The organism is Nesterenkonia lacusekhoensis, from assembly GCF_017876395.1.
Lineage (GTDB): Bacteria > Actinomycetota > Actinomycetes > Actinomycetales > Micrococcaceae > Nesterenkonia > Nesterenkonia lacusekhoensis.
This window is the reverse complement of the sequence record NZ_JAGINX010000001.1, coordinates 1,116,769-1,143,431: the sequence shown is the minus strand read 5'-3', so window position 1 is coordinate 1,143,431 and position 26,663 is coordinate 1,116,769. Positions and strand designations below refer to the sequence as shown.

Below are 26,663 nucleotides of genomic sequence, written 5' to 3'. Positions count from 1 at the left end.
AGCCATTATGGCAACCGGTTCATCCTCCACTCCCCAGGTCACCTCCAAAGCCGAGGCGAAGGCCCAGCTGAAGAAGCTCAGGGCCCAGCAGGCCGCTGAGAAGAAGGCTCGCAAGTCGCGTCGCAAGGACAAGAAGAACAAGGGCGAAGGCTTCTTCGCCCGGCTGAAGCAGGTCTTCAGCATGACCCGGGAGTTCGACCCGAACATCGTCTGGTGGATGGCTCTGGCCTTCCTCGTCACCCTGGCGGTCAGCTTTGTGCTCTTCAGTGTGCTGCTTCCCTTCCACTGGGTGACCGGTCTGCTGATCGGAGTGCCCTTCGGGCTGCTGGCCGCGATGATCGTGATGAATCGACGGGCGGAGAAGGCGGCCTTCGCTCGGATCGAGGGACGCCCGGGAGCATCTGCTGCCGCCCTGGGCACGCTGCGCCGCGGATGGATCGTCACCGAGGACCCGGTGGCGATGAACCCCAAGACTCAGGACGCTGTGTTCCGCGTGGTGGGCCGTCCCGGACTCATCCTGGTCTCCGAGGGCCCGGCAGGTCGGGTCAACAAGATGATCGAGAAGGAGCGACGCCGCTTCTCCCGCTACCTGCCCAACGTTCCTGTCCACGTCGTCCAGTGCGGCCGCGGCGAGGAACAGGTTCCGCTGTCCAAGCTGACCAAGTCGATCAAGAAGCTGCCCAAGACGCTGACCAAGCACGAGGTCAACGCTGTCGAGAAGCGCATCGGGGCCCTGTCCAACACCAAGCCCCCTATTCCGAAGGGCGTGGACCCCTACCGTGTCCGGCCTGATCGCAAAGCGCTGCGCGGCTGATCCTGCTCAGACGATCTGGTAGAGTGGTCTGCTGTCTGGCAGGCAGAAGTATGTCTTCTGTCGTAGTCATCGAGCACTCGGCAGCTCGAGCTCTCCCTGTGTGATCCGGAGGCCAGGACGCAGCTGTGCTTCCTTCGTGCCGCGCAGCTGCGATAAACCACGATGCCGACTGATACGAAAGGCACACTATGCCCACCACACCCCTGCGCGGTCGCCGCACCGTGAAGGCCAGCCGCGCCCTCGGCGTTGCGCTGACCCCCAAAGCCCAGAAGTACCTGGAGCGCCGCCCCTACGGCCCCGGCCAGCACGGCCGCACCCGCCGCAAGACCGACTCCGACTACGCAGTGCGTCTGCGCGAGAAGCAGCGCCTTCGCGCCCAGTACGGCATCCGCGAGTCGCAGATGGTCCGCTACTACGAAGAGGCGAAGCGTCAGTCCGAGGGCCTGACCGGTGAGAACCTCATCGAGCTGCTCGAGTCCCGCCTTGACGCTCTGGTCCTGCGCTCCGGCTTCGCTCGGACCATCGCCCAGGCCCGTCAGTTCGTGGTCCACCGCCACATCACTGTCAACGGCAAGCGCGTGGACCGTCCGTCCTACCGCGTGAAGCCCGGCCAGGTCATCCAGGTCCACGAGCGGTCCGAGAAGTTCGAGCCGTTCCAGGTCGCAGCTGCCGGCGCCCACCAGGACGTGCTGCCCGCAGTGCCCGGCTATCTGTCCGTGGAGATCGACAAGCTGCAGGCCACCCTGAGCCGCAAGCCCGAGCGCGCCGAGGTCCCCGTGACCTGCGAAGAGCAGCTCGTGGTCGAGTACTACGCACGCTGATCCCTTCAGCGCACTGAGCGAAGCCCGTCACGTCCCCACCGGGATGCGGCGGGCTTCGCTGTATCCACTAAGATTGTCCAGTCATCACCCACAGCGGAAGAAGGGTCATCCCCATCATGAAGTCTGAGGACATCGCGAGCACCTGGTACGACTATTTCGTGGCCAAGGGCCACACCAAGGTGCCCTCGGCCTCATTGGTCTCCCCCGACCCTTCTCTGCTGTTCACCATCGCCGGGATGGTGCCCTTCATCCCCTATTTCACAGGTACGGAGACAGCGCCGTATGACCGCGCCGTCTCTGTTCAGAAGTGCATCCGCACCGAGGACATCGAGGAGGTGGGCAAGACCGCCCGCCACGGCACCTTCTTCCAGATGTGTGGCAACTTCAGCTTCGGCGACTACTTCAAGGCCGGCGTGATCCCCATGGCGTGGGAGCTGCTGACCAGCCCCATCGACGGCGATCCGGAGACCGGGCTGCGCGGCTTCGGTCTGGATCCGGAACGACTGTGGGTCACCGTCTACGAGGATGACGATGAGGCATTCGGCATCTGGCGCGACACCGTCGGAGTTCCTGAGGACCGCATCCAGCGATTCGGCCCCGAGGACAACTTCTGGAACACCGGCCAGCCCGGCCCCGGAGGGCCATGCTCCGAGATCTACTACGACCGCGGCCCGGCCTATGGCGCCGACGGCGGCCCTGCCGCCGATGAGAACCGGTACGTGGAGATCTGGAACCTGGTCTTCATGCAGTACCGCCTGTCGTCGGTGCAGTCGAAGTCCGAGTTCGAGATCGCCGGTCCGCTGGAGAAGCAGAACATCGATACCGGTCTGGGCCTCGAGCGTCTCGCGATGATCCTGCAGGGCGTGGAGAACATGTACGAGACCGACCAGGTCCGGCCGGTCCTCGACCGCGCTCAGGAGCTGGCTGGGGTCACCTACACCTCGACAGAAGATCCGCAGGACCCCAACCACACGACTGACGTGCGGCTGCGGATGATCGCTGACCACACCCGCAGCGCCCTCATGCTGATCTCCGACGGCGTGCGCCCGGGCAATGAGGGCGGAGGCTACATCCTGCGCCGACTCATCCGCCGGGTCATCCTCGGTATGCGCCTGATGGGCGTGGAGAAGCCGGTCTTCTCCGACCTGATCGGCGTCTCCCGTGACGCCATGAAGGGTGTCTACCCCGAGGTCGCGACCAACTTCTCGAAGATCGCTCAGGTGGCCGAGCGTGAGGAGCAGGCATTCCTGCGCACCATCGCCGCCGGCACCGAGCGCCTGGAGTCTGCGGTGTCCGCCGCCAAGTCCACCGGAGCTCCGCTGAAGGGCGCAGACGCCTTCGCTCTGCATGACACCTACGGCTTCCCGATCGATCTGACCCTGGAGATGGCTGCTGAGGCCGGCGTCTCGGTGGACGAGGGCCGCTTCCGCGAGCTGATGAGCGAGCAGCGTGAGCGCGCCCGTGCCGACGCCAAGGGCAAGAAGTCGGGCCACGCCGACACCGAGGTCTACCGGCAGCTGCTGGCCGACACTCCGACCCACTTCACCGGTTACACCGAGCACACCACTGAGTCCCGGATCCGGGGGCTCGTGGTCGACGGTGAGAGTCGTGACCGCGCCGCAGCCGGCGAGGAGGTCGAGCTGATCCTCGACGCCACACCGTTCTATGCCGAGGCCGGCGGCCAGGCACCCGACACCGGGCGGATCACCGGTGATGGATTCGAGATCGAGGTCACCGACGTCCAGTCCCCCATCAAGGGGCTCTCCGTCCACCGTGCACGTGTGGTCTCCGGAGAGGTCCCTGCGGGGGCTGAGGCACTGGGGGCCATCGACCTGCGGCGCCGCTTGGACGCTCAGAAGGCCCATTCGGCCACCCACATCATCCACGCTGCTCTGCACGATGTGCTCGGGCCTGAAGCTGTCCAGGCCGGCTCCTTCAACAAAGAGGGCTACCTGCGCTTCGACTTCTCCGCGGATCAGGCGATGAGTGAGAGTGCCCGTCAGGAGCTGGAGGAGATCTCAAACCTCGCCATCCGCGACAACTATGAGGTCAATACGCAGGTGATGGGCCTGGACGAGGCCAAGAAGCTCGGGGCCATGATGCTCTTCGGCGAGAAGTATGGCGACGAGGTGCGGGTGGTCGAGATGAACGGCCCGTGGTCCCGTGAGCTCTGCGGCGGCACACACGTGTCCTCCACCTCAGAGATCGGCACCCTGGCGCTGCTCTCCGAAGCCTCGGTGGGCTCGGGCAACCGACGGGTCGAGGCCCTGGTGGGGATGGACGCCTTCGAGCACTTCGCCGCCGAACGCACTCTGGTCAACCAGCTCACCGAGATGCTCAAGGTTCCTGCCGATCAGGTGCCTGATCGCATCTCGTCGACCTTGGCCAAGCTCAAGGAGACTGAGCGTGAGCTGGAGCGTCTGCGTGCCGAGCAGCTGCGCGCCCAGGCCGGTGCGCTGGTCGACCAAGCGGTCGATGCCGCCGGCGTCGACGTCCTGGCCCACAACGCCGGAACCGTCTCCGGGGCCGATGACGTACGGAATCTGGCCATGGACCTGCGGGGACGCTTCGGCTCCCGGGCCGCTGTGGTGGCCGTGGCGGCAGAGTCCAAGGGGCGTCCGCTCATCGTGGTGGCCACCACCGAAGAGGCACGCGCCGAGGGGGTGTCCGCCGGTGATCTGGTCAAGCAGGCCTGCGGCGTGCTGGGCGGAGGTGGCGGCGGGAAGCCGGACATCGCCCAGGGCGGCGGTCAGGACCCCTCCAAGATCACCGAAGCGCTGGACGGACTGGTTGCCTCCGTGAGGAACCGCGGCTGATGCCGCAGCGTCCCGGCGTCCGGCTCGGAGTCGACGTGGGCGATGCCCGCGTCGGCCTGGCCGCCACTGACCCCGATGCGCTCCTGGCCACACCGGTGATGACACTGCGCCGGGACCCGAACAGGGGTTCCGACCTGCGGATGCTCACCAAGATCGTGGCCGATCGTGCCGTCACCGTCATCTACGTCGGTCTGCCCCTGTCTCTCTCCGGCGCGGAGACCCCCTCGACGCAGAAGGCGCGTGACTACGCTCAGGCGCTCTCTGGACGTCTGGCAGAGGCAGAGCTGTCGGCCGATGTCCGTCTGGTCGATGAGCGCCTCTCCACCGTCTCGGCGGCGGATAAGATGCGTGCCTCCGGGGTGGAGTCCAAAGACCAACGTGACCGGATCGATCAGGCTGCCGCCGTCGAGATCCTCGAACACGCGCTGGAGATCCGCCGCACTCAGGGAGTGGAGCCGGGCCGAGCCTGTGGATAGCCGCAGGCGCCGTCGAGCGTTCTGCGTCATGCTGGGGGGCATGACCGCAACAGACCCCTTCCGAGATCTGTACCGCCCCGACGGGACGTTCCGTTCCGAAGAGCTGCAGATCATGGCCAAGGAGGGATACCTGCGCCATCTGTTCGCCCAGGTCTATGTCGCCTCCCATGTTCCGGAGACAGCCGCCCTCCGGGCCCGTGCCCTCCGCCTGGTGCTGAACCAGACCGCTGCGCCCGCCACCGCAGTCTGCGGAGAGACTGCGGCATGGGTCCATCTGGGTGCCCCCGCGCCCGAGCGACTGAGCCTCTGCACCGAGGGGTTCCTGAGGCACCGGCCGCAGATGGACCTGCAGCGTCAGATCCACCAGGTGACCCTGTTGGATACGGAGATCACCGGGATCGACCATCTGCCGGTCACCACCGCTCTGCGGACAGCTGTGGACCTGTTCCTGGGCATCGGAACAGTGGGCAGCCGAGGCGCGGTGGACAAGGCCTCGCAGCAGCAGGCCTTCTTCCGCACGGAGGTCAGCTACTGGCCCCGGCGCACCTCATCCTGGAAGCCCGATGAGCATGTCGAAGCCCTGCACGACGCCGACGTGGCCGCCTGGACCCGGCGCATGGAGACGCTGGGCAGGCTGCTCAGCCACCTGCAGTCCCGAGGAAGCGATCTGGAGACGATCGCCGAGGAGATCATGGCAGTGCGTGCCCGCAGCTACCACCGCAGTCGTCCCACCCCCGAGCACCGTCAGTGCATCCTGGAGGCGCTGGATCATTCCGTCTCGCGGCGCTTGCCGACGGTTCTGTACACGTCGTAGACGCCGTCGATGCGTCGCACAGAGTTCAGCACATGGTTGAGATAGCGCGGGTCGCCCATCTCGAAGGAGAAGCGGGAGATGGCCACGCGGTCCCGTGAGGTCTGCACGCTCGCCGAAAGGATGTTGACCTGAGATTCTGCCAACACCCGGGTCACATCCGAGAGCAGCGACTTTCGGTCCAGGGCCTCGACCTGGATCTCCACCAGGAAGACCGAGGATTTGGTGGGAGCCCACTCGACTTCGACCAGGCGTCCGGGCTGGTCCCGCAGCTGATTGACATTGCGGCAGCCTGATCGGTGGACCGAGACACCCTGGCCGCGGGTGACGAACCCTTCGATCTCATCCGGTGGCACGGGGGTGCAGCAGCGGGCCAGCTTCACCAGCACGTTGCCCGCGCCTCGGACGATCACACCGGCGTCGGAGTATTGACTGGGTGCGGAGCTGGGCTTGGTGATCGGAGTGGTGTCGTGCTCCTCGGACTCTTCCTCCTCCGGTTCGAAGAGGGCTGTGAGGTGCTCGATGACGTTCTGAGTGGAGACATGGCTGTCCCCGATGCCGGCGTAGAGTCCGGAGATGTCCGGGTAGTGCAGCTGCTGGGCGACCTCGGTGAGGACATCCGGGTTCATCACCTTCTGCAGCGGGAGGTTCGAACGGCGGATGGCCTTGGTGAGATCATCTTTGCCGCGCTCGACGGCCTCTTCACGACGTTCCTTGCTGAACCACTGGCGGATCTTGTTGCGTGCCCTGGCACTCTTGACGAAGTGCTGCCAGTCGCTGCTCGGCCCGGCGCTCTCGGCCTTCGAGGTGAAGATCTCCACCCAATCACCGTGCTGCAGCTCGGAGTTCAGCGGAACCAACTTGCCGTTGACCCGCGCGCCGATGGTGCGATGGCCGACGTCGGTGTGGATCGAATAGGCGAAGTCCACCGGAGTCGATCCGGCAGGAAGCGCGATGACCTCGCCCTTGGGCGTATAGACGAACACCTCTTTGGCGTTGATCTCATAGCGCAGCGAGTCCAGAAACTCGTCCGGGTCCTTGGTCTCGGACTGCCAGTCCACCAGAGAACGCAGCCAACCGATGTCTTCTGTGGCCTGGGACTGCTGTGTGGTGGCCCCGCCTGTGGAGCCCCCGGTGGTGACCTCCGGGCCGCCGCCGTCGTGGGGAGCCTTCTGCTTGTACTTCCAATGCGCCGCCACGCCGTACTCTGCGCGACGGTGCATCTCATAGGTGCGGATCTGAATCTCCACCGGCTTGCCCTGCGGGCCGATCACCGTGGTGTGCAGCGACTGGTACATGTTGTACTTCGGCATCGCGATATAGTCCTTGAACCGGCCCGGCAGCGGGTTCCATCGCGCGTGAAGAGTCCCCAGCGCGGCGTAGCAGTCCCGGACGGAGTCCACCAGCACACGCACGCCCATCAGGTCATGGATGTCGTCGAAGTCCTTACCCCGGACGATCATCTTCTGATAGATCGAGTAGTAGTGCTTGGGCCGTCCGGTGATCGTCGCCGCGAGACTGGCCCCGTTGAGGTCATCGGCGATCGTCTGACGCACCTCGGAGAGGAACTTCTCGCGCTGCGGGGTCCGCTCCCCCACCAGCCGGACGATCTCCTCGTACACCTTGGGATACAGAGCTGCGAAGGACAGGTCCTCCAGCTCCCATTTGATCGTGTTCATGCCCAGCCGATGAGCCAGCGGAGAGAAGATCTCCAGAGTCTCCTTGGCCTTCTTGGCACTCTTCTCCGCAGGCACGTAGCGCCATGTCCGAGCATTGTGCAGCCGGTCCGCCAGCTTGATCATCAGCACCCGGATGTCCTTGGCCATCGCCAGGACCATCTTGCGCACCGTCTCGGCCTGGGCGGCGTCGCCGAACTTCAGTTTGTCCAGCTTGGTGACTCCGTCGACCAGCAGGGCGATCTCTTCGTCGAAGTCGGCGGTGAGCTGGTCCAGGCTGTAGTCGGTGTCCTCCACTGTGTCATGGAGCAGAGCCGCCGCCAGCGTCGAGCCGTTGAGCCCCAGCTCCGCCAAGATGGTGGCCACTGCCACGGGGTGGGTGATGTAGGGGTCGCCGCTCTTGCGCTTCTGGTCACGGTGGTGGAACTCGGCGACCTCGAAGGCTCGCCGGATCAGCGGAATGTCCTCGTCGCTGCCGCTGGAGCGCACGGCCCGCACCAGCGGCTCCAGCAGCGGAGACTCCCCGTCCGCGGAGTCCCCCACCACGCCGACGGCGCGCGCTCGTCGCGTCACCGGCGGGGACGGTGGCGTGGCAGCCGAGTGCGAGACGGCCTGGGCGGACGCGTCATTCACCAGTGCGGACCTACTTCCTTCCGAAACTGTTCACCGAGCTGGTCACCAGCGAGGTGTGTCCGCAATTGTAACGCCGAAAGGGTCCTTACGAAGATTCCCGCGGCGAGCCAGATCCGGTGTCCTCTCCCGGCTCCTCGGGGGCGGATGATTCCACGGGCACTGCCGAGGGGTCGGAGCTCTGGATCACCAGCTGCCACTGGTCCTGCTCCTCCTGCTCGTCCTCGTCCTCCTCAGGCTCAGGAAGCGGCGGGAATGCGACGGGCCTGCCGTCCTGCAGCGGGGTCCCGGAGGCCGTGACCACTGGGGTCATGCCCGCCAGGCTGAAACGCTCCTGGCGCAGGGCGAGGACCTCTCGGGTGTGCTCGACATAGTCGCCCCGGCGGATCAGCGCATACAGCGGTGCCTGCACGAAGAGGGTGGCCACAGTGCCCACGATGATGCCGACGAAGAGCGAGAGCGCGATGTCGCGCAGGGTGCCGGCGCCCAGCAGCCAGGAGCCGATGAACAGGATGGAGCCCACCGGCAGAATGCCGACCACAGAGGTGTTGACCGAACGCACCAGCGTCTGGTTGACCGCCAGGTTGGTCCGTTCGGTGAACGTCTGGTCGTACTGTCTCTCCAAGGGATCCAGATTCTCTCGGACCTTGTCGAAGACCACCATCGTGTCGTACAGGGCATAGGAGAGGATCGTCAGGAAGCCGATGATGGCGCTGGGCGTGACCTCGAAGTCAGTGGCCGCGTAGACACCCACAGTCGTGACCACCACGAAGCCCAGTCCGGCGATCGCGGCCAACGACATCTTCCAGGTCCTGAAGTAGAAGGCCATATACAGGGCCACCAGGACGACGAAGATGACCAGGCCGAGCATCATCTGTTCCGAGACGTGCTCCCCCCAGACCGGACCGATGAAGGTCGACGAGACCTGTTCGGAGCTCACACCGTAGCCTTCGGTGAGTCCCTCGGCCACGTCGAGGGTCTCGGTGTCGCTGAGCTCCTCCGTCTGGATCCGTACCGTACCGGGACCCACGTTCGTGACGGTGGCCTCCTGATCGGTGATCTCCGAGACCACATCCTCACCGATGCTGATGTCGGTGTCCTCCGTCTGCGAGACGGTGAACTCGGAACCTCCGGTGAATTCGATCCCGAGATTGAAGCCGCCGCGGAGGAACGGGATGGCCACGGAGATCAGAACGATCAGTCCGGCCAGGCCGAACCACAGCTTGGACTTCTGGATGAACGGGTACGCCCGCTCACCGGTGTAGAGCTGGTTGCCGGCCTTGGCGAATCCTGCTGCCATCAGCGGGCCTCCTCTTCCTCGTGGGCCTCGTCGTCGCCGGATGCGGCCTCAGCCTGCTTGCGAGCAGCCTCTTCGCGAGCCTTGCGGCGTTCGGCGATGGTCATCGTGGCCCATTCCGCATCTGAGATGTCAGGCACGGCCTCGATGCGATCTGCTGTGGCATGCTCCCCGCGGCGGCGGCGTTCCTGGGCACGCTCTGAGCCCGCCGCTCCAGGCTGGGACGAGGCGGCCGGTGACGGCACGGTCTCCTCTGCGTCTGCCGCTTCAGCCTCGCTCTCCTCAGGAGTGGCCGCGCCCACCGCGGCGGGGTCGGAGTAGACGACCTGCCGTCGTGCGAAACGACCCTGCCCACGGTAGAGGACGTCCACTCCCAGTTCCTTCTCCGAGAGCCCCGAGAAGCGTCTGCCTGCCGCGAAGAACTTTCTGCGGGCCAGGATCTGCATCAGCGGATGGGTGAACAGGAAGACCAGGATGACGTCGATGACGGCCGTCAGGCCGAGGGTGAACGCGAAGCCTCGCACATTGCCCACAGCCACGAGATAGAGCACGACGGCCGCGATGATGTTCACGGCTTTGGAGGCCAGGATGGTGCGGCGCGCACGGGACCAGCCGGTCTCCACTGCGCCGGCGAGAGATCTGCCTTCTCGCAGCTCGTCCTTCACACGCTCGAAGTAGACGATGAAGGAGTCCGCAGTCAGGCCGATGGAGACGATCAGTCCGGCGATGCCGGCCAGAGAGAGCCGGTAGCCCTCGGACCAGCCGAGCAGTGCGATCGCCCACCAGGTCAGCAGACCGGCGACCACCAATGAGGTGATGGTGACCAGACCGAGTGCGCGGTACTGGAAGAGTGCATAGGCAGCGGTCAGAGCCAGGCCGATCACACCGGCGAGCAGGCCCATGCGCAGCTGATCCTCACCGAGGGTCGCGGAGATCTGCTCCTCGGACTCGATGTCGAAACTGATCGGCAGCGAGCCGTAGCGCAGCTGCTCCGAGAGGTTCCGCGCCTCCTCTTCGGTGAAGTTTCCGGTGATCTGCGCGTTGCCGTCGGTGATGGGCGCGTTCATGCTCGGTGCAGAGATCACTTGGCCGTCCAGCATGATCGCGAACTGGTTGCGCTGGCCCTCGAGGGCGTTCAGCCGGGTCGAGGAGTCGGCGAACTCCTCGCGCCCTTCGGAGTCGAAGCTGAGGTTGACCGCCCAGCCTCCGGTGGAGATGCCCTGTCCGGTCTGCTCCATGCCGAAGTCGGCGTCGTCGATGTGGGTGCCGGGCACATCCACCGGGCCCAGCAGATACTTCATCCCGCTCTCGGGGTCGCAGGCGATCAGCGGCTCTTCAGGGTCAGCGGCGGCACGCTCCTCCAGACTCACGTCGCGGGAGCAGGTGTAGTTCTCGAAATCGGCGGCCAGCTCCTGGGTGATCCAGTTCGGGTCCGAGTTGTCCTGAGGCTCAGCCTCCGGCTCCGGGAAGTCCTCCGGCTGAGCGGCCTCCTCGTCATCCTCGGCAGAGCCGTCCCCATCCTCCTGGGCGGTCTCCTCGTCCTCTGGGGCCGCCTGCTCGTCCTGGTCAGCTGTGCCTTCGAGCTCCTCGTCCTGAGCGGCGAGGTCCTCCATGTAGTCGGTGTCCTGGCTGATCTGCAGGACGGGTCGGAACTCCATGTCCGCCGAGGCCTGGATCAGCTCTCGGGTCTCCTCGTCCGGGACCCCGGGCATGCCGACGACGATGTTCTCCGCGCCCTGAGTGGCGATCTCCGCCTCAGAGACTCCTGTTCCGTCGACGCGCTGACGGATGATCTCGACAGCCTGTTCCAGCTGTTCGTCGTCGACCTCTCCCTCGGTCTCATCGAGCTGGGGAGAGAGGACCATCTGGGTGCCGCCCTCGAGGTCCAGGGCCAGCAGGGGGCTCCACTGGGCCTCTCCCTGCTGGACGCCGTAGGTCAACAGCCCGCCCATGCCGAAGAGCAGGATGAGCAGGCCTGTCAGGGCGGTTCGAGCGCGCGCCACCGGTGTGGTCCTGGCCATGCGGGAGTCTTACTTCTCCTGGCCGGAGGTGGGATCCTCAGTGGTGGGATCCTCCGCGGTCACGGCAGGTTCGATGACATGCTGGACGGCCGCGACCTGGAAGTCGGCGCGGTCACCGGAGGAGAACTCCAGAGTCAGCCGCTGACGTTCCTCGTCGCGCGCGACGACGGTGCCGATCATTCCGCCGGCGGTCATCACCTCGGCACCGACCACGGCGGAGCTCACCGCCGCTGCCTGAGCGTCGCGCATCTTCTTGCCGCGGCGGAACGTCATCACCATGAAGATCAGCATGATGCCGAGCAACGCCAGCATGAAGAACTCGCCGCCGCCGGCAGCTCCTCCGCCTCCTCCGGCAAGGATCTGAGCAGCGGTGGTCTGGGCGTAGAGGAGATCGATCACAGGGTTGAGCCAATCTGTCTGTGTCACGGGTCAGGGGCGTTCTTCAACGATTCAGGGTATCAGCCGATCCTGGCACCTCAGGTGTCGGAGGGCCTCTCCTGGCCCGAAGGGATCGGAAGACCCAGGTGGGTCCAGGCGGCATCGGTCGCGATGCGCCCGCGCGGGGTCCGGGCCAGGAATCCTTCTCTGACCAGGTAGGGTTCCGCGACGGTCTCGACGGTCTCGGTCTCCTCCCCCACCAGGATGGCCAGGGTGGACAGCCCGACCGGGCCGCCGCGGAACTTGGTGCACAGCGCCTCGAGCACTGCGCGGTCCAGACGGTCCAGGCCGCGCCGGTCCACCTCATAGGTGTCCAGAGCCTCGGAGGCGGCGCTGCGTCCCACTTCCTCGACGCTGTGGACCAATGCCCAGTCACGGACCCGCCGCAGCAGACGGTTGGCGATGCGCGGTGTGCCGCGGGAGCGGGAGGCGATCTCGGCGAACCCGTGGGTGGAGACGGACATGTCCAGCATCCCTGCGGAGCGGCGCAGGACCAGCTCCAGCTCCTCTGCGCTGTAGTACTCAAGGTGCCCGGTGAAGCCGAATCGGTCACGCAGCGGAGCCGGCAGAAGGCCTGCCCGCGTCGTCGCGCCGACCAGGGTGAAGGCCGGAAGATCCAGCGGGATGGAGGTGGCCCCGGCGCCCTTGCCCACGATGATGTCGACGCGGAAGTCCTCCATCGCCATGTAGAGCATCTCTTCGGCCGGCCGAGACATCCGGTGGATCTCGTCGATGAACAGGACCTCGCCCTCGGTCAGCGAGGAGAGGATGGCTGCGAGGTCACCGGCATGCTGGATGGCCGGACCCGAGCTGATGCGCAGGGGCGCGTTCATCTCACCTGCGATGATCATCGCCAGTGTGGTCTTACCCAGTCCGGGCGGTCCGGACAGCAGCACGTGGTCAGCTGCGGCACCGCGCAGTCGGGACGACTCCAGCACCAGAGACAGCTGTCCGCGCACCGTCTTCTGCCCGACGAAATCGTCGAGGGCCTTGGGCCTCAGGGCGGCCTCCATGGCCTTCTCCTCGGCCACCGGCGAGGTGCCCACCACCTCTCGAGGGTCCTCTGTGCTCATCGGGCGCCTCCCGGCCCTCCGAGTGAGCGCAGAGTGTGGCGCAGGACTACGGAGACGTCCCGGCCGACCAGGTCCGGTTCAGCATCGAGGACTCTGTCCACGGCGGCCTTGGCGTCCTTCTCCGTCCATCCCAGAGACGCCAGCGCCTCGCGGACCTGCAGAACTGTCTCATCCTCAGCGGCAGGTCGGTCAGCGCCGGCAGCGGGCTCAGCGGCGGGGTCCACAGACTCGATGACGAGTTTGCCGGCCAGCTCCAGCAGGATCCGTTGGGCGGTCTTCTTGCCGATCCCCGGGACCTTGGTGAAGGCCGCGGTGTCCGACTCGGCGATGGCCTGACGAACTTCGCCGGGGGTGTGCACACTGAGCACCGCCAGGGCCAGGCGCGGGCCGACTCCGGAGATGGAGAGCATCGTGGTGAAGATCTCCCGCTCCCCCGCATCGGCGAAGCCGAAGAGCAGCGGGGCGTCATCCTGTCGCGGCACGAAGCTGGTCTGCAGGCGCGTCTCGGAGCCGACGCGCAGCTGGCCCAACGTCTGAGCCGTGGCGGTGACCTCGAGCCCGAAGCCGGAGACCTCCACCACGGCGTGGTCGAGGGCGACATGGAGGACTTCACCGCGGATCGAAGAGATCATCACTCACCTAACAGCCGGAGCGTCGATTAGAACAGACCTTCGAATACTAACGCACTCTGCGCTCAGCCTCCCGCCAGGCACGCTGGGCGGGAGTCAGCGTGGTCCTCTGCTTCTCAGCGGCCTTCTGCAGCGCCGTCCGGGCGCCCTGGTGGGTCCGAGTTCCGGCCGCCATGTCGAAGCGCGCGCCGATGCCGGACCGCCAGGCGTGACAGATGGCCGCCGCGTAGGCGTCGGTGGCATCCACAGGCTTGGGCAGACCAGGCAGTCGGAGGATGCGCTGGACCATCCGGGCGACTGCGTCCTTGTCCGCGCCGCCGTCGTCGGTGACCGCCGCCTTGATCTCGGAGGGCGTGTGCCAGGCGACTGGGATGCCGCGGGCCGCCGCTGCAGCGATGACCACGCCTGAAGCCTGAGCAGTGCCGACCACTGTGGGGGCGTTGGCTGAGGCGAAGACGCGCTCGATGGCCAGCACATCGGGCGCGTAGGTGTCCAACAGCTCTTCAGCCGCACGCTGGATGGCCAGGATCCGCACAGCGAGGTCCTGGTCCGACGAGGTTCCCTTGACCTCCACATGGACCGACTCGCCGGTGCGGTCGCGGCTCATCTCCACGACTGCGAAGCCGCAGCGGGTCAGCCCGGGGTCGACCCCCAGGATGCGTTGGGAGACCAAGGACCCTCCCGCCGTGCCTCGAACCGCGACCATCGCAGCGTCCGCTCAGCTCTCGGCGTCGAGCGCGTCCAGAGTCTCCTGGCTCAGGTCCGCGTTGGTGTGGATGGCCTGGACGTCGTCGAGGTCATCGAGGGCATCATGGAGCTTCAGGAACTTCTTGGCATCGGAGAGCTCCAGATCCACCTTCATGTCAGAGATGAAGGCGACCTCGTCGGAGTCGTACTCGATGCCGGCCTCCTCCAATCCCGAGGTGACAGCCTGCAGATCGCTGGGCTCGGCCTGGACCTCAAAACGGTTCTCCTGCTCCAGGACGTCCTCCACACCGGCCTCTAGCACCGCGGCCAGCACATCGTCTTCGGTGAGACCCTCGGCGTGGGGCACAGTGACCACACCTTTGCGCTGGAACATGTAGGCCACAGAGCCAGGATCGGCGAGGGTTCCCCCGGAACGCGTCACAGCAGTGCGCACCTCGGCGGCGGCACGGTTGCGGTTATCGGTCAGGCACTCCACCAGCAGGGCGGAACCGGCCGGGCCGCGGACCTCGTAGGTGACCTCTTCGTATTCGACGGTGTCGCCGGTCAGGCCAGCACCGCGCTTGATGGCGCGATCGATGTTGTCGTTGGGCACCGACTCCTTCTTCGCCTTGGAGACGGCCAGATCGAGAGCCGGATTCCCGTCGGTGTCCGGCCCGCCGTTGCGTGCGGCGACCTCGATCTGCTTGATGTAGCGCGCGTTGATCTTGGCGCGCTTGGCGTCGACAGCAGCCTTACGGTGCTTGGTGTTGGCCCATTTGGAGTGGCCGGCCATAGTTCTCCTCGTGTCTCTCTGCGACGTGACGGTTCGGTGCGCTGGGCTGATGCAGACGCCAGCCGGCGCTGAACTGTGTGGAACAGCTGAACTGTGTGGAACAGGTGCTCTGGGCCGAACAGCTCAACTGTGCGGACCAGGCATCGCTGCGGAACAGCTGATCGTTGCTCTGCCCAAGACTATCGGAGAGAGTCGGCACCACGCGGCATCTGAGCCTGGAGGCCTCACCTCAGCCCTCCTGAGAACAGCTGCACGCGCCCCCGTCAGGAGGGAGACTGCAGCGACTGCCGGTAGACCCCCACCATGCGCTGCACCACTGTGATCAGAGAAGCCGCCGCCAGCAGCGTCAGCACCCCCAGCAGCACCTCCGGTGCCAGCCCGAGCCCGGTGAATCCAGTGAACACCAGGGTCAGCACCATCCGCTCAGGCCGTTCGGCGATGCCGCCCTGGGCTGTGTAGCCCAGAGATTCGGCTTTGGCCCGCACATAGGAGACCAGCGCGCCCAGCAGCAGACACAGCGCCGCGACGATGCCGAGCCATAGGTGATCGCCCCCGGTGAAGAACCAGATCAGCAGGCCCAGGAACACCGCTCCGTCCTGCATCCGGTCCAGGGTGGAGTCCAGGAACCCGCCCAGGACAGAGCCCTTTCCGCTGAGCCGGGCCATGAGGCCGTCGATCAGATCAGAGAAGACGAAGAGCGTGATGAACACTGTGCCCCAGAACAGTTCGCCCATCGGGTAGAAGATCAGCGCGCCGGCGCATACGCCCAGCGTGCCGATGACGGTGACCGCGTTGGGCGTCAGCCCCAGCTTCAGCAGGCCCTTGGCCAGCGGGGTGAACAGTGCGACGAAGAAGGCCTTGGCGTAGCGGTTGAGCATCAGCGGTCCCCCTTCTCGACGCCGTCCTGCTGGGCTGCATCGTCCTGCTGGGCTGCATCGTCCTGCTGGGCTGCGAACTCTGCGGCTGCCTGATCCCAGGCATCGCTCAGCAGTCGGTGCGTCTCTCCCAACGTCTGAGACATGTTCTTGGTCTGAGCGATGATGGGCAGGAAGTTTCCGTCCCCTCCCCAACGCGGCACGACGTGCTGATGCAGGTGTGCGGCGATGCCGGCCCCGCCGACTTTGCCCTGGTTGATGCCGAGGTTGAATCCTCCCGGTGCTGCAACACTGCGCAGTGCGGTCATCGCCACCTGGGCCAGCCGGGTGAACTCCTCCGACTCAGCGGCGCTGAGGTCGGTCAGGTCCGGCACGTGGCGATACGGGCAGATCAACAGGTGCCCGGGATTGTAGGGATAGAGGTTCAGCAGCACGAAGCAGCGCTCACCGCGATGGATGACCAGCGATTCGGCGTCGTCGTGGGCCGGAGCCGCACAGAAGGGGCAGTCCGATCGTCCGGTGACCTGGTCCTGGCCGCGCTTCAGATACGCCGTGCGGTGGGGGTTCCAGAGCCGCTGGAAGGCGTCCGGAACCCCGGCCGGCACGAACTGCTGATCCTCGTCCCCCACGATCGGTTCAGGCTTCCTTCGTCCGGATGGCGGCCAGGATGCGCTCCACGGCCTCGTCCACAGGGATCTGGTTGTCCTGGCTGCCGTCGCGGAAGCGGAAGGAGACTGCACCGGCCTCGGCATCCTCCCCGCCGGCGATCAGCACGAAGGGGATCTTGTCCTTCGATGCTGTGCGGATCTTCTTGGGGAAGCGGTCGGAGCCGTCGTCGAGCTCAGCACGCACGCCTGCGGACCGGAGTTTCTCGATGACCTCTCCCAGGTAGTCGTTGAAGGGTTCGGCCACGGGGATTCCGCGGACCTGCACAGGAGCCAGCCAGGCCGGGAACGCACCGGCGTAGTGCTCCAACAGGATCGCGAAGAAACGCTCGATGGAGCCGAAGAGGGCCCGATGGATCATGATGGGGCGCTGGCGCGAGCCGTCCTCCGCGGTGTACTCCAGCTCGAAGCGCTCGGGAAGGTTCGGGTCCACCTGGACGGTCGAGAGCTGCCACTTGCGGCCGATGGCATCTGTGATCTTCAGGTCGATCTTCGGGCCGTAGAACGCCGCCTCGCCGGGAATCTCGGTGAGCTTGAGCCCGGAGTTCAGAGCCACGTTGCGCAGGGCCTGGGTGGCCGACTCCCAGTACTGGTCGGAGCCCACCCATTTGTCCTTCTCGTCATCGCGCATGGACAGCTCCAGTTCGAAGCTCTCCAGGCCGAAGTCACGCAGCAGCGAGACCACGAACTCCACGACCTTGGTGACCTCGTCCTCCAGCTGGTCGGGTCGGACGAACAGATGCGCGTCATCCTGGGTGAAGCCCCGGACCCGCGTGAGTCCGTGCAACGCCCCGGAACGCTCGTTGCGGTAGACCGTGCCGTTCTCCGCCAGCCGCAGCGGCAGCTCGCGGTAGCTGCGGCCTCGCTCCTTGTAGATGAGGATGTGCATGGGGCAGTTCATCGGCTTCAGGTAGTAGTCCTGGCCCTGCTTGGTGACGTTGCCCTCCTCGTCCACCTCCTCATCCATGGAGATGGCAGGCCACATGTCGTCCTTGTAGTTGGCCAGATGCCCCGAGGTCGAGAACAGATCCGCCTTCGAGATGTGCGGGGTGTAGACGTAGGTGTAGCCGGACTCCAGGTGACGGGAACGGGCATGCTGTTCCATAAGACCTCGGACCAGTCCGCCCTTGGGGTGCCAGACGGAGAGACCGGAGCCGATCTCCTCCGGGAAGCTGAACAGGTCCAGCTCCCGACCCAGACGGCGGTGATCCCGGCGCTCAGCCTCAGCCAGTCGCTCCTTATAGGCGGTCAGATCCTCCTTGGTGGGCCAGGCGGTGCCGTAGAGCCGCTGCAGCTGAGGGTTGGTCTCTTTGCCGCGCCAGTAGGCTCCGGCCGCGCGCATCACGGAGAAGCCGTTGGCGATCAGCTTGGTGGAGGGCACATGCGGGCCGCGGCACAGATCGGCCCAGACCCGCTCCCCCTTGCGATCCACGTTGTGGTAGATGGTGATCACGTCGCCGCCGACCTCGACCGAGGCCCCCTCCGCGGCTTCCCCGCCGGACTCGCCCAGCAGCTCGAGCTTATAGGGCTCATCCGCCATCTGGCGTCGCGCCTCGTCGACGTCGACGACCTCGCGTTCGAAGGTCTGGCCGGACTTGACGATCTTCTGCATCGTCTTCTCGATCGTCTTCAGATCATCCGGAGTGAAGGGCTCTTCGACGTCGAAGTCGAAGTAGAAGCCATCGGTGATGTAGGGACCGATGCCCAGCTTCGATCCGGGGAACAGCTGCTGGACGGCCTGAGCCATCACGTGGGCGGTGGAGTGGCGCAGGACGTTGAGGCCGTCCTGCTCGCTGATGTCGACCGGTTCCACGGAGGCGCCGTCGGGGATCTCGCGGGAGAGGTCCCAGAGTTCGCCGTCCACGCGCATGACCAGCACAGTGGTCTCCTCAGCGAAGAGTGTGGTGCCTGTGGTGCCCGCCTCAAGGGTCGTGGATGAGCCGTTGAGGGTGATGCTGATGTTTTCGGACACGGGGCGTGCTTCTCCTCGCTCAGGTGGTGCGTCGGACTTGTCCTGTGCGGACGGTGCGATTCTACGGGACTGTTCAGCTTCGGTGGGCATCGAGGGCGCCGGTCGGTCATCGCGCCGCTCACACCTCCGCCGTCGGACCCGGTGAGCGCCGTCTGACCCGGTGAGGTATCCGACGGGCACCCGTTCAGCGAGTCTGGCACCCGGGGCACCAATAGAGCCGACGACCCTGCAGCATGCGCATCGCGATGGTCTCCCCGCAGCGCAGGCACGGCGTTCCCTGGTGCTGATAGACGTGATGACGGCGTTCGACGTCGCGGACCTTCCCCGCATAGTAGTCATGGGTGAGTCCGGCACGAGCGTCGGTGCTCTCCGGGCGCAGTGTGCGGATCACCCCTTCGGTCACACCGTCGCGCAGCTGCTCGGTCAGCCGTACCCAGAGGGCCTCGGCCTGTCCCCTGTCCAGCGCATGCGACGCGGTATCGGGTGAGATCCGCTCCATGAACAGAGATTCGGCCCGATAGATGTTCCCGACGCCGGCGACCACAGCCTGATCCATCAGGGCCGCACCGATGCTCACGCGGCGACGCGACAGGTTCTGCACGAACTGCTCGCAGGCCTGCGGATCCACCCTGTCCTCCGGCTGACGCAGCGGATCCGGGCCCAGCCGGCGGATGACCTTCTCGTACTCGACGACGGTGAGCACCGCGCAGGTGGCCGGTCCACGCAGATCGGCCCAGCCGTGCTGACTGCGGATCCGGGCCCGCACCGCACCCTCGGGCGGTTCCGGGAGGATCCAGCCGGCGTCGTCGTAACGGGGTTCCAGCTGCTGCGCGGCGGCACGCGGGGCGCCCAGCGTCGCAGCGGTCTCCCCCTGGGTGAACTCCTCGTCCCCGCGGAAGCTGAACGCTCCGTACAGACCCAGGTGGACCTGCCAGATGTCTGCGCCCACATGGACGAACAGATGCTTGCCCCAGGCCTGGGCGCGGTCGGGCGTGCGTCCGTTCAGGCGGGCCGCACCGGCGTCGAACCGTCCCTGCGGCGAGCTGACCTTCCAGGGTCTGCCGACGAAGAGCCGGTCGACCTGTCGGGCGAGCCGGTGCAGCGTGTGTCCTTCAGGCATGACGGTGCAGGCTCAGTCCAGGATCTCTCCGGTCTCCTCGTAGTGGGAGATCTTGCCGATCCGGCGCGTGTGCCGCTCATCCTCGCTCCAGGCAGCGGTCAGGAAGGCCTCCACGATGGCGGTGGCCTCTTCCAATGAGTGCTGACGACCGCCCAAGCCGACCACATTGGCGTCGTTGTGCTCACGCGCCAGACGGGCGGTGTCCAGGTTCCAGGCCAAGGCGGCCCGGACACCGCGGACCTTATTGGCGGCGATCTGCTCACCGTTGCCGGAGCCGCCGAGGACGATGCCCAGAGAGTCCTGTCCCTCGGCACGCTCGCCGGCCACCGCCTCAGCGGCCCTCAGGCAGAAGCCCGGGTAGTCGTCGGAGGCGTCATATTCCTGCGGACCGTGATCGACCATCTCATACCCCAGTGCGGTGAGGTGCTGGACCAGATGGGCGGAGAGCTCCATTCCGGCATGATCGGTGGCGATATGGACGCGCATAGTCGACGAAGTTCCTCTCAGAGACGGCAGATCCTTCAGATCGCAACCATCCTAGCCCGTAGAATGAAGGGATCATGAGCGAGACGAATCAGCACCCCGAGCCATCAGAAGACGACCGGAAGCTGCCCGACTTCTCCCGCCGACTGGGTGCGCCCATCGCCACGGTGAAGCCGGTCGGAAAGCCGCCCTCACAGGTCAGCGGCCTGCCTTCCCGCGGCGGCGCCGTGGACCGGGAGACCGGACGTCCGGCCGGGGCAGACCTGGGCTTCCTCCCCAACCCGGACGGCAGCACACCCACGACGACGCCGGCCGCACCGCAGAGCGGCGGCTCCGGTGAGGACCAGGAGAAGTCCGGACCGGAGCAGCAGAGCTTCTACGACGCTGTGGGCGGACATGAGACCTTCAAGAAGATCGTGGACGTCTTCTATGACCAGGTGGCCGAGGATGAGGACTTCCGCGCCATGTACCCGGAGGAGGACCTCGAGCCGGCCAAGCAGCGCCTGCTGATGTTCTTGGAGCAGTACTGGGGCGGCCCCCGGACCTACCAGGAGCAGCGCGGCCATCCGCGGCTGCGCATGCGGCATATGCCCTTCCGGGTCGATGCCGCAGCCCGCGACAAGTGGCTGGACTTCATGGGCCGTGCGGTCAAGGCCGCAGAGCTCTCCCCTATGCATGAGGAGATCCTCTGGGACTACCTGGAGCGGGCGGCCCATTCCATGGTCAACAGCTGAGCCCGTGCCGCTGGTCCGGCGCGGCGGGTCAGCTCCGCACCAGGGTGAACCCGCCCTGGGAGCTCAGCCGCATCCAGCGGCCCACGCGATGGACCGTGGTCATCGCACCGGTCTCGGCCGCGCCCAGGAAGTTCAGTGCGAAGCTGCCGAAGCCCGCACCGGCCGGCAGACCGCCGTCGAGGGTTCGGCCCCAGACGCGCTCGCGGACCTGCTCCACCACATGGGCTCCCGCCGTATCCGGAACGGCCTCGGAGATCTCACGGATCCCCTCCTCTGCCGCCGAACGCAGCGTGTCATCGCTGATGGTCCCCAACGGCTCCCAGCCGGAGCGCGGCGGGGTCACAGCCGCCCAGGGTGCGTTGAGCCGGCTGACCGGCAGGGAGAGCTCGGTCTCTGCGGGGTTCATGCGGGCCAGGCGCTCGCTGACCGAGTTCAGCTCGGCGGTGACATCGGCGGTGGAGGCCTCGGCCAGAGCCATCGTGCGCAGCCCCAGCACCGCCGGCAGAGAGCCGTTGAGTGAGCTGGGTGTCATGACCGGCACCCAGGCCGCCACCACGGAGCCGGCGGCCTGCAGGCGGATCCCCTGCTCCTGGATGCGTCGTGCGCGCTTGATGTAGGTGGAGAGGTCCTGCAGCGAGACGGCCTCGGCGAAGTTCAGGACCTCAGGTGAGGAAGAGTGGGTCATAGCGTTCATTCTTCCAGAGCCCGGCGCACCTCATCGACCAGCAGCTGCATATTCTCCCGAGCCGTGCGCGTGTCCTGCTCCGCGATGCCCCGGGCCACGGCGTCATGGGCGTCCAGAGCCTCGGGCTTGGGGCGCTCGGGCATCAGGCCGTGATGGGTTCGGCCGGTGAGCACCTCGGCCACGACATCGCCCAACGCCGTGAACATAGTGTTGCCCCCGGCCTCGAGCAGCAGCCGATGGAAGGCGACGTCGGCCACCATGAACTCCTCCAGACGTCCGGCCTCGCCGAGACGGCGCATCTTTGACGCCAGGGCGAGCAGCTCCTCCATCTGCTCCTCGCTGCGGTGCTGGGCCGCAAGTTCGGCGGCCTCGGGCTCCACGGCGATGCGCAGCTGGCTCAGCTCCACATAGGCCTTGCGGGAGTGCTCCGACTCCAGACGCCATGCGATCACCGAGGGGGCGTAGACGTTCCACTGGTCCTCAGCGGTGACCACCAGCCCCACGCGGCGCTTGGAGTACAGCAGCCCCAGAGACTCCAGGACCTTCACGCCGTCGCGGGCCACCGTCCGGGACACGCCGAAGCGACCCTGCAGGGAGTCCAAAGTGAGGATCTCCCCCGGCTGCAGCGTTCCCCCGATGATCTCCCGTCCCAGAGCGGCTGACATGCCCTCCGGGCGCACGGCTGCGATGCCGTTGGCCTGCGGCGCCACACGGTCCCCTTCCCCTTGTGGTTGAGAAAAATCACACCTTTTCGAGAAAAGACGCTACCTTTGTCTGCCAGTGGCCCCCATCACAGATGGTGGGACGCCCCGGCCCCGACCCGACCTCAAGGAATTCGATGACGAGTCCTGACCTCAAGCCTATCCGGCCACGCCCCGATGCTCCTCGCCACCTGGTGGTGATGGGAGTCTCCGGCTCCGGCAAATCCACACTGGCGCTCGAACTGGCAGACCGGCTGGGACTGCCCATGGCCGAAGCCGATGAGTTTCACCCGCCGGAGAACATCGAGAAGATGTCTCAGCAGATCCCGCTCACCGATGAGGACCGCTGGCCCTGGCTGCGGACTCTCCGCGACTGGATGAGCGAGCAGACCGCCGGCGGCAGCATCATCACCTGCTCCGCTCTGCGCCGCAGCTACCGCGATGTGCTGCGTGAGGCCCACGGGCAGGTGCTCTTCCTCCACGTCACGGTGGACACTCCGCGGCTCACCGGCCGCCTGGCCCACCGCTCGGGCCACTTCATGCCCGCCTCTCTGCTGGACTCTCAGCTGGCCACTCTGGAGGCACTGCATGCCGATGAGGACGGCGTCGTCCTCTCCAACGACGGCTCCATCGAGGATCTGATCGATTCGGCCTCGGCCTGGCTGGCCAAGAGCGAGGAGGGATCGCTGCGATGACGCTGGAGAACTGGGAACAGACCATGAGCGCAGGGCCGCTTCTGGCCATCGCCGCCGGATCGGTGGCCGTGCTGCTGATCCTCATCATCCGCTTCAAGATCCATGCCTTCCTCGCCCTGCTGCTGGTCTCCCTGGCCACCGCAGCGGTGGCAGGAATCCCCACCGGCGAGATCGTCGGCGTGCTCACCGACGGATTCGGCTCCACCCTGGCCTCAGTGGCGCTGCTGGTCGGCCTGGGCGCGATGCTCGGCCGGATCATCGAGGTCTCCGGTGGCGCCAAGGTGCTCTCCGACGCCCTGATCCGACGGTTCGGCGAGGACCGGGCGCCCTTCGCCCTGGGTGTGGCCTCGCTGCTTTTCGGCTTCCCGATCTTCTTCGACGCCGGCCTGGTGGTCATGCTGCCCGTGGTCTTCGCTGTGGGCCGCCGCCTGGGCGGCTCTGTCCTCCTCTACGGGCTGCCCGTGGCCGGCGCCTTCTCGGTGATGCACATCTTTGTGCCGCCGCATCCGGGACCGGTGGCCGCCGCAGAGTTCTTCGGCGCCAACGTGGGCATCATCCTGCTGGTGGCCCTGCCCATCGCAGTGATCACTTGGTACGTCACCAGCTACCTCTTCGGTCTGTGGGCCGGACGGCGGCTCCAGCTTCCCATCCCCTCTCTGCTGGGACAGGCCTCCGAGGAGGCAGAGCAGAATCCTCCCCGGTTCAGCCTGGTGATCGCGATCCTGCTGATGCCGATGGTGCTGATCTTCTTCAACACCGGCCTGGACACCCTCTCCACCGCTGAGGTCGTCACCCAGGAGCAGACCGAACAGACCTGGTACGGACTGCTCACCTCACTGGGCGAGGTGCCGGTGGCCCTGGCGTTGACCCTGGTGGTCGCCCTGGTGACCCTGGGAACCCGCGGAGGACGCGGCCTGGGCGGTGCCCAAGAGGTCATGGACAAGGCGCTGGCACCGGTCTGCGCCGTCATCCTGATCACCGGCGCCGGCGGAATGCTCGGCTCCGTGCTGCGTGAGTCCGGGATCGGTGAGGCGCTGTCGGACTCCCTGGACGGCGTCGGGATCCCGATGATCGCCGCCGGCTTCATCATCGCCGGTGTCCTGCGCATCGCTCAGGGTTCGGCCACTGTGGCGCTGACCGCCACCGCCGGCCTGCTCTCCGCCGGTGTGATGGATGCCGGCTTCAACGAGGTGCAGCTGGCGGCCATGGTGGTCTCCGTGGCGGCCGGCTCGGTCATCGCCTCCCATGTCAACGATTCCGGCTTCTGGCTGATGCAGCGGTTCTTCGACATGACGGTGAAGCAGACGCTGAAGACCTGGACGGTGCTGCAGACGCTGATCGGCGTGATGGGCTTCGGCGCCGCGGCCGCCGTGTTCGGTCTGGCCTCGGCCTTCTGAACTAGAGTGGTCGTCAGAGTCCGCACCGCTTTCGAAGGAGCACCCGCCCATGCCTGAGCACCAGTACCGCGTCCCGACGCCTGAACAGGCCGTCGAACAGCTGGTGGGCATGTTGGACCTCGAGGAGCTTCCGGTCACCGAGGAGACCTCCCATCCGGAGGAGCGGTTCCTCGGGCCGGTCTTCGAGCAGGCCTTCTGGCGGGTCTTCGGCGGACAGGTGCTGGCCCAGTCCGCGGCTGCGGCCATGCGCACCGTGGAGCCGGGACGCGTCATCCACTCGGTGCACGGCTACTTCCTGCGGCCCGGTGATGCCACGGAGCCCATCGAGATCGGTGTGGAGCGGCTCCGCGACGGCGGCAGCTTCTCTGCCCGACGCAGCCAGGCGTACCAGGACGATCGGCCCATCCTCTCGATGATCGCTTCCTTCCAGAAGTCCTCCCACGGCCCGGAGCACCAGCTTCCGTCGCTGGAGACGGTTCCCGCCCCGGAGGACCTGCCGTCCCCTCAGGACCTCGTCGGCCATGTGAAGCATCCGATCATGCAGGAGTGGGGCTATGGACGCCCGTTCGAGATCCGGCACATCGACAAGCCGCTCTACCTGGAGCCGGATAAGTCGCCACGACCCTCCAACGGTGTCTGGATGCGTGCCAAGGCGCCGCTGCCCAATGACCCCAACATCCATCGTGCGGCCATGCTCTACGCTTCGGACTACACCCTGCTGGAACCGATCCTTCGTCAACACGGCCTCTACTGGGCCAAGCCGGGCATGAAGCTCGCGTCCCTGGACCACGCGATGTGGTGGCATCGGGACGCTCGGGCGGATGACTGGCTGCTGTACCTGCAGGACAGCCCCAGTGCGCAGAACGCCCGAGGGCTGAGCATGGGCTACATCTATGACCGATCGGGCAACCTGGTCGCCACAGTGGCCCAGGAGGGGATGGTGCGCGCCCCTGAGGGACTCAAACCGAAGATCCGCGAGACGATCCAGCGGTCGGTGATGAGGACCAAGCGCTGAATCTGGTCAGGCGCGATCAGCCCACGCGGGCCGGCGCCAGACGGCGGTAGAGCGCCAGTGCGGCATTGGCCGTGGCAGCCCAGGAGTAGGACTGCGCCGTGGCCGAGGCGGTGCTGCTGTAACGGTTCCAGGCGCGGCGGTGCAGCACCAACCAGCGCATCTGTCCGGCCCATTCCTGGGGATCCAGCGAACCGATGAGACGTCCGGTGCGCTTATGCCGGACCAGTTCGGAGAGGCCTCCGACGTCATGGGCCAGCACTGGAGTTCCGCAGGCCATCGCCTCCAGGGCCACCAGGCCGAAGGACTCGCTGTAGGAGGGGACCAGGACGGCGTCGCTGCTGCGGAAGAGCTCCGCCAGATCATGATGCGGCATAGGCGGAGCAGCATGCACCAGATCCCCGACGCCGGCCTCTGCGGCCAGAGCGGTGACATCCAGCGCATCGCTGCCGCTCTGCTGCCCGGCCACGGTCAGCTCGAGGGGCACCTCCGGCATCATGGTCCGGAAGACGCCGAGAGCCTCGATGGCCACCTGCGGTCCCTTATGCGGCTGAAGCCGCCCGGCGAAGGTCAGCCGCAGCGGACGACCCTCCAACTCGGCGCGGGGATCCTCCTCCCCCGATCCTGCGGGCGGATGGAAGACAGCGAGGTCCACACCGGGCTTGACCAGACCCACCCGCTGCCGCGGCACGCCGAAGAGCCGGTGCAGATCATCGGCCTCGTGCTGAGTGTTGGCGGTGAGCAGGTCCGCCTGCGCGGAGATCTGTGCCTCCGCGGCGTCTCGCCGCGGATCCTCCCGCGAGGAGGGGTCGCGCTCCCGCTTGACCCGCCCGATGGTGTGCATGGTGTGGATCAGCGGGCGCTGCGGGTCGGCCAGATGCAGTGCGGCCAGACCGGAGATCCAGTAGTGGGAGTGCAGGATGATCTGCTCCCCCGGCTCCCCGTACCGGCCCAGTGAGATCTCAGCGCGTCGAGCCAGCTCCTCGACATGCTCGACGAGCCGGTTCTTCTCCGGTCGGCCGTCGGGGCCGCTGAGCAGATGAGCCGGCACAGCCAAGGTATGCACGCGACGGCCGTCCTCAAGCACGGTGACCACATCAGCCTGCTCGGCTGAGCCGGCCTCCTCGATGCTGGTGGTGACGATGTCCACCCCCACACCTGCTGCACGCAGGGAGCGTGAGAGGGCGTTGACGTAGACGTTGAGCCCGCCGGCGTCGCCCTGGCCGGCCTGAACCAGCGGCGAGGTGTGGAGGCTCAGCATGACCACGCGCGGCACAGCGGCTCCGCCGCAGAGTGCGGTGGGAGCGGCGGTGGTGGTCATAGAAGGTGTCTCCGTGCAGAG

25 protein-coding genes are annotated in these 26,663 nt (G+C 66.5%); 9 read left to right on the top strand and 16 right to left on the bottom strand.

Annotated elements, in window-relative coordinates; all coding sequences use genetic code 11:
- Window positions 1–7 precede the first annotated feature (7 nt).
- The 5 genes from JOF45_RS05440 (at window position 8) to JOF45_RS05420 (ending at window position 5,741) form a co-directional block, all read left to right on the top strand.
- A complete protein-coding gene (locus JOF45_RS05440) occupies window positions 8–814 on the top strand; it encodes a DUF4191 domain-containing protein (RefSeq protein ID WP_210048383.1) in 807 nt (268 codons plus the stop codon).
- Window positions 815–1,002: 188 nt separating this feature from the next.
- Window positions 1,003–1,635, top strand: coding sequence for a 30S ribosomal protein S4 (gene rpsD, locus JOF45_RS05435; RefSeq protein WP_210048382.1), 633 nt, complete (start codon window positions 1,003–1,005; stop codon window positions 1,633–1,635).
- 116 nt (window positions 1,636–1,751) lie between these two features.
- Window positions 1,752–4,451, top strand: coding sequence for an alanine--tRNA ligase (gene alaS / locus JOF45_RS05430; protein WP_210048380.1), 2,700 nt, complete (start codon window positions 1,752–1,754; stop codon window positions 4,449–4,451).
- Window positions 4,451–4,927: a Holliday junction resolvase RuvX gene (gene ruvX / locus JOF45_RS05425; protein ID WP_210048379.1), complete on the top strand. Its 477-nt coding sequence runs from the start codon at window positions 4,451–4,453 to the stop codon at window positions 4,925–4,927. Before alaS ends, ruvX begins: the two co-directional genes overlap by 1 nt.
- Window positions 4,928–4,967: 40 nt before the next feature.
- Window positions 4,968–5,741: a hypothetical protein gene (locus tag JOF45_RS05420; protein ID WP_210048378.1), complete on the top strand. Its 774-nt coding sequence runs from the start codon at window positions 4,968–4,970 to the stop codon at window positions 5,739–5,741.
- Here the strand turns inward: JOF45_RS05420 and JOF45_RS05415 are convergent.
- The 13 genes from JOF45_RS05415 to JOF45_RS05355 form a co-directional block, all read right to left on the bottom strand.
- The gene (locus tag JOF45_RS05415) at window positions 5,696–7,987 is read right to left on the bottom strand and encodes a RelA/SpoT family protein (protein WP_342591404.1); all 2,292 of its coding nucleotides are present in this window, start codon (window positions 7,985–7,987) and stop codon (window positions 5,696–5,698) included. The genes JOF45_RS05420 and JOF45_RS05415 overlap by 46 nt on opposite strands.
- A gap of 145 nt (window positions 7,988–8,132) precedes the next feature.
- The gene (gene secF / locus JOF45_RS05410; RefSeq protein WP_210048377.1) at window positions 8,133–9,344 is read right to left on the bottom strand and encodes a protein translocase subunit SecF; all 1,212 of its coding nucleotides are present in this window, start codon (window positions 9,342–9,344) and stop codon (window positions 8,133–8,135) included.
- Window positions 9,344–11,362 (bottom strand): protein translocase subunit SecD, encoded by a 2,019-nt coding sequence (secD, locus tag JOF45_RS05405; protein ID WP_210048376.1) that lies wholly within the window; start codon window positions 11,360–11,362, stop codon window positions 9,344–9,346. Before secD ends, secF begins: the two co-directional genes overlap by 1 nt.
- 9 nt (window positions 11,363–11,371) lie before the next feature.
- Window positions 11,372–11,788 carry a preprotein translocase subunit YajC gene (locus JOF45_RS13275; protein ID WP_210048375.1) on the bottom strand — a complete coding sequence of 139 codons (417 nt, stop codon included), beginning with the start codon at window positions 11,786–11,788 and terminating at the stop codon, window positions 11,372–11,374.
- A gap of 50 nt (window positions 11,789–11,838) precedes the next feature.
- Entirely contained in the window at window positions 11,839–12,873 is a 1,035-nt protein-coding gene (gene ruvB / locus JOF45_RS05395; RefSeq protein WP_210048374.1) for a Holliday junction branch migration DNA helicase RuvB, read from the bottom strand.
- Entirely contained in the window at window positions 12,870–13,505 is a 636-nt protein-coding gene (gene ruvA / locus JOF45_RS05390) for a Holliday junction branch migration protein RuvA (protein WP_210048373.1), read from the bottom strand. The genes ruvB and ruvA overlap by 4 nt, the downstream gene beginning before the upstream one ends.
- A gap of 46 nt (window positions 13,506–13,551) precedes the next feature.
- Window positions 13,552–14,175, bottom strand: coding sequence for a crossover junction endodeoxyribonuclease RuvC (gene ruvC / locus JOF45_RS05385; RefSeq protein WP_245324145.1), 624 nt, complete (start codon window positions 14,173–14,175; stop codon window positions 13,552–13,554).
- 45 nt (window positions 14,176–14,220) lie between these two features.
- The gene (locus JOF45_RS05380; RefSeq protein WP_210048370.1) at window positions 14,221–14,982 is read right to left on the bottom strand and encodes a YebC/PmpR family DNA-binding transcriptional regulator; all 762 of its coding nucleotides are present in this window, start codon (window positions 14,980–14,982) and stop codon (window positions 14,221–14,223) included.
- A 263-nt stretch (window positions 14,983–15,245) separates the two neighbouring features.
- Window positions 15,246–15,860, bottom strand: coding sequence for a phosphatidylinositol phosphate synthase (gene pgsA / locus JOF45_RS05375; RefSeq protein WP_210048367.1), 615 nt, complete (start codon window positions 15,858–15,860; stop codon window positions 15,246–15,248).
- On the bottom strand, window positions 15,860–16,486 hold the full coding sequence (locus JOF45_RS05370) for an HIT family protein (protein ID WP_342591403.1): 627 nt from the start codon (window positions 16,484–16,486) through the stop codon (window positions 15,860–15,862). Before JOF45_RS05370 ends, pgsA begins: the two co-directional genes overlap by 1 nt.
- Window positions 16,487–16,493: 7 nt before the next feature.
- Window positions 16,494–18,494: a threonine--tRNA ligase gene (gene thrS, locus JOF45_RS05365; protein WP_210048365.1), complete on the bottom strand. Its 2,001-nt coding sequence runs from the start codon at window positions 18,492–18,494 to the stop codon at window positions 16,494–16,496.
- Between the two features lie 184 nt (window positions 18,495–18,678).
- Window positions 18,679–19,614, bottom strand: a complete 936-nt coding sequence (locus JOF45_RS05360) for an Fpg/Nei family DNA glycosylase (protein WP_210048364.1) — start codon at window positions 19,612–19,614, stop codon at window positions 18,679–18,681.
- Between the two features lie 12 nt (window positions 19,615–19,626).
- Window positions 19,627–20,100: a ribose-5-phosphate isomerase gene (locus JOF45_RS05355; RefSeq protein ID WP_210048363.1), complete on the bottom strand. Its 474-nt coding sequence runs from the start codon at window positions 20,098–20,100 to the stop codon at window positions 19,627–19,629.
- Between the two features lie 260 nt (window positions 20,101–20,360).
- Between JOF45_RS05355 and JOF45_RS05350 the strand changes: the two genes are divergently transcribed.
- Entirely contained in the window at window positions 20,361–20,831 is a 471-nt protein-coding gene (locus JOF45_RS05350) for a globin (RefSeq protein WP_245324413.1), read from the top strand.
- A 28-nt stretch (window positions 20,832–20,859) separates the two neighbouring features.
- On the opposite strand, the gene JOF45_RS05345 is transcribed toward JOF45_RS05350, so the two are convergent.
- Together JOF45_RS05345 and JOF45_RS05340 are read right to left on the bottom strand one after the other, a co-directional pair.
- Window positions 20,860–21,516: a DUF8185 domain-containing protein gene (locus tag JOF45_RS05345; RefSeq protein WP_210048361.1), complete on the bottom strand. Its 657-nt coding sequence runs from the start codon at window positions 21,514–21,516 to the stop codon at window positions 20,860–20,862.
- 5 nt (window positions 21,517–21,521) lie between these two features.
- The gene (locus JOF45_RS05340; RefSeq protein ID WP_342591402.1) at window positions 21,522–22,226 is read right to left on the bottom strand and encodes a FadR/GntR family transcriptional regulator; all 705 of its coding nucleotides are present in this window, start codon (window positions 22,224–22,226) and stop codon (window positions 21,522–21,524) included.
- 128 nt (window positions 22,227–22,354) lie between these two features.
- Here JOF45_RS05340 and JOF45_RS05335 point away from each other — a divergent pair, with 128 nt between their 5' ends.
- The 3 genes from JOF45_RS05335 to JOF45_RS05325 are packed head-to-tail and all read left to right on the top strand — an operon-like array spanning window position 22,355 to window position 25,324.
- Window positions 22,355–22,912, top strand: a complete 558-nt coding sequence (locus JOF45_RS05335) for a gluconokinase (RefSeq protein WP_210048360.1) — start codon at window positions 22,355–22,357, stop codon at window positions 22,910–22,912.
- Entirely contained in the window at window positions 22,909–24,309 is a 1,401-nt protein-coding gene (locus tag JOF45_RS05330) for a GntP family permease (protein WP_210048358.1), read from the top strand. Before JOF45_RS05335 ends, JOF45_RS05330 begins: the two co-directional genes overlap by 4 nt.
- Before the next feature lie 49 nt (window positions 24,310–24,358).
- Complete coding sequence (locus JOF45_RS05325) at window positions 24,359–25,324, top strand: acyl-CoA thioesterase (protein ID WP_210048356.1); 966 nt, start codon at window positions 24,359–24,361, stop codon at window positions 25,322–25,324.
- Between the two features lie 16 nt (window positions 25,325–25,340).
- On the opposite strand, the gene JOF45_RS05320 is transcribed toward JOF45_RS05325, so the two are convergent.
- Window positions 25,341–26,642, bottom strand: coding sequence for a glycosyltransferase (locus JOF45_RS05320; RefSeq protein ID WP_210048354.1), 1,302 nt, complete (start codon window positions 26,640–26,642; stop codon window positions 25,341–25,343).
- Between the last annotated feature and the right edge of the window lie 21 nt (window positions 26,643–26,663).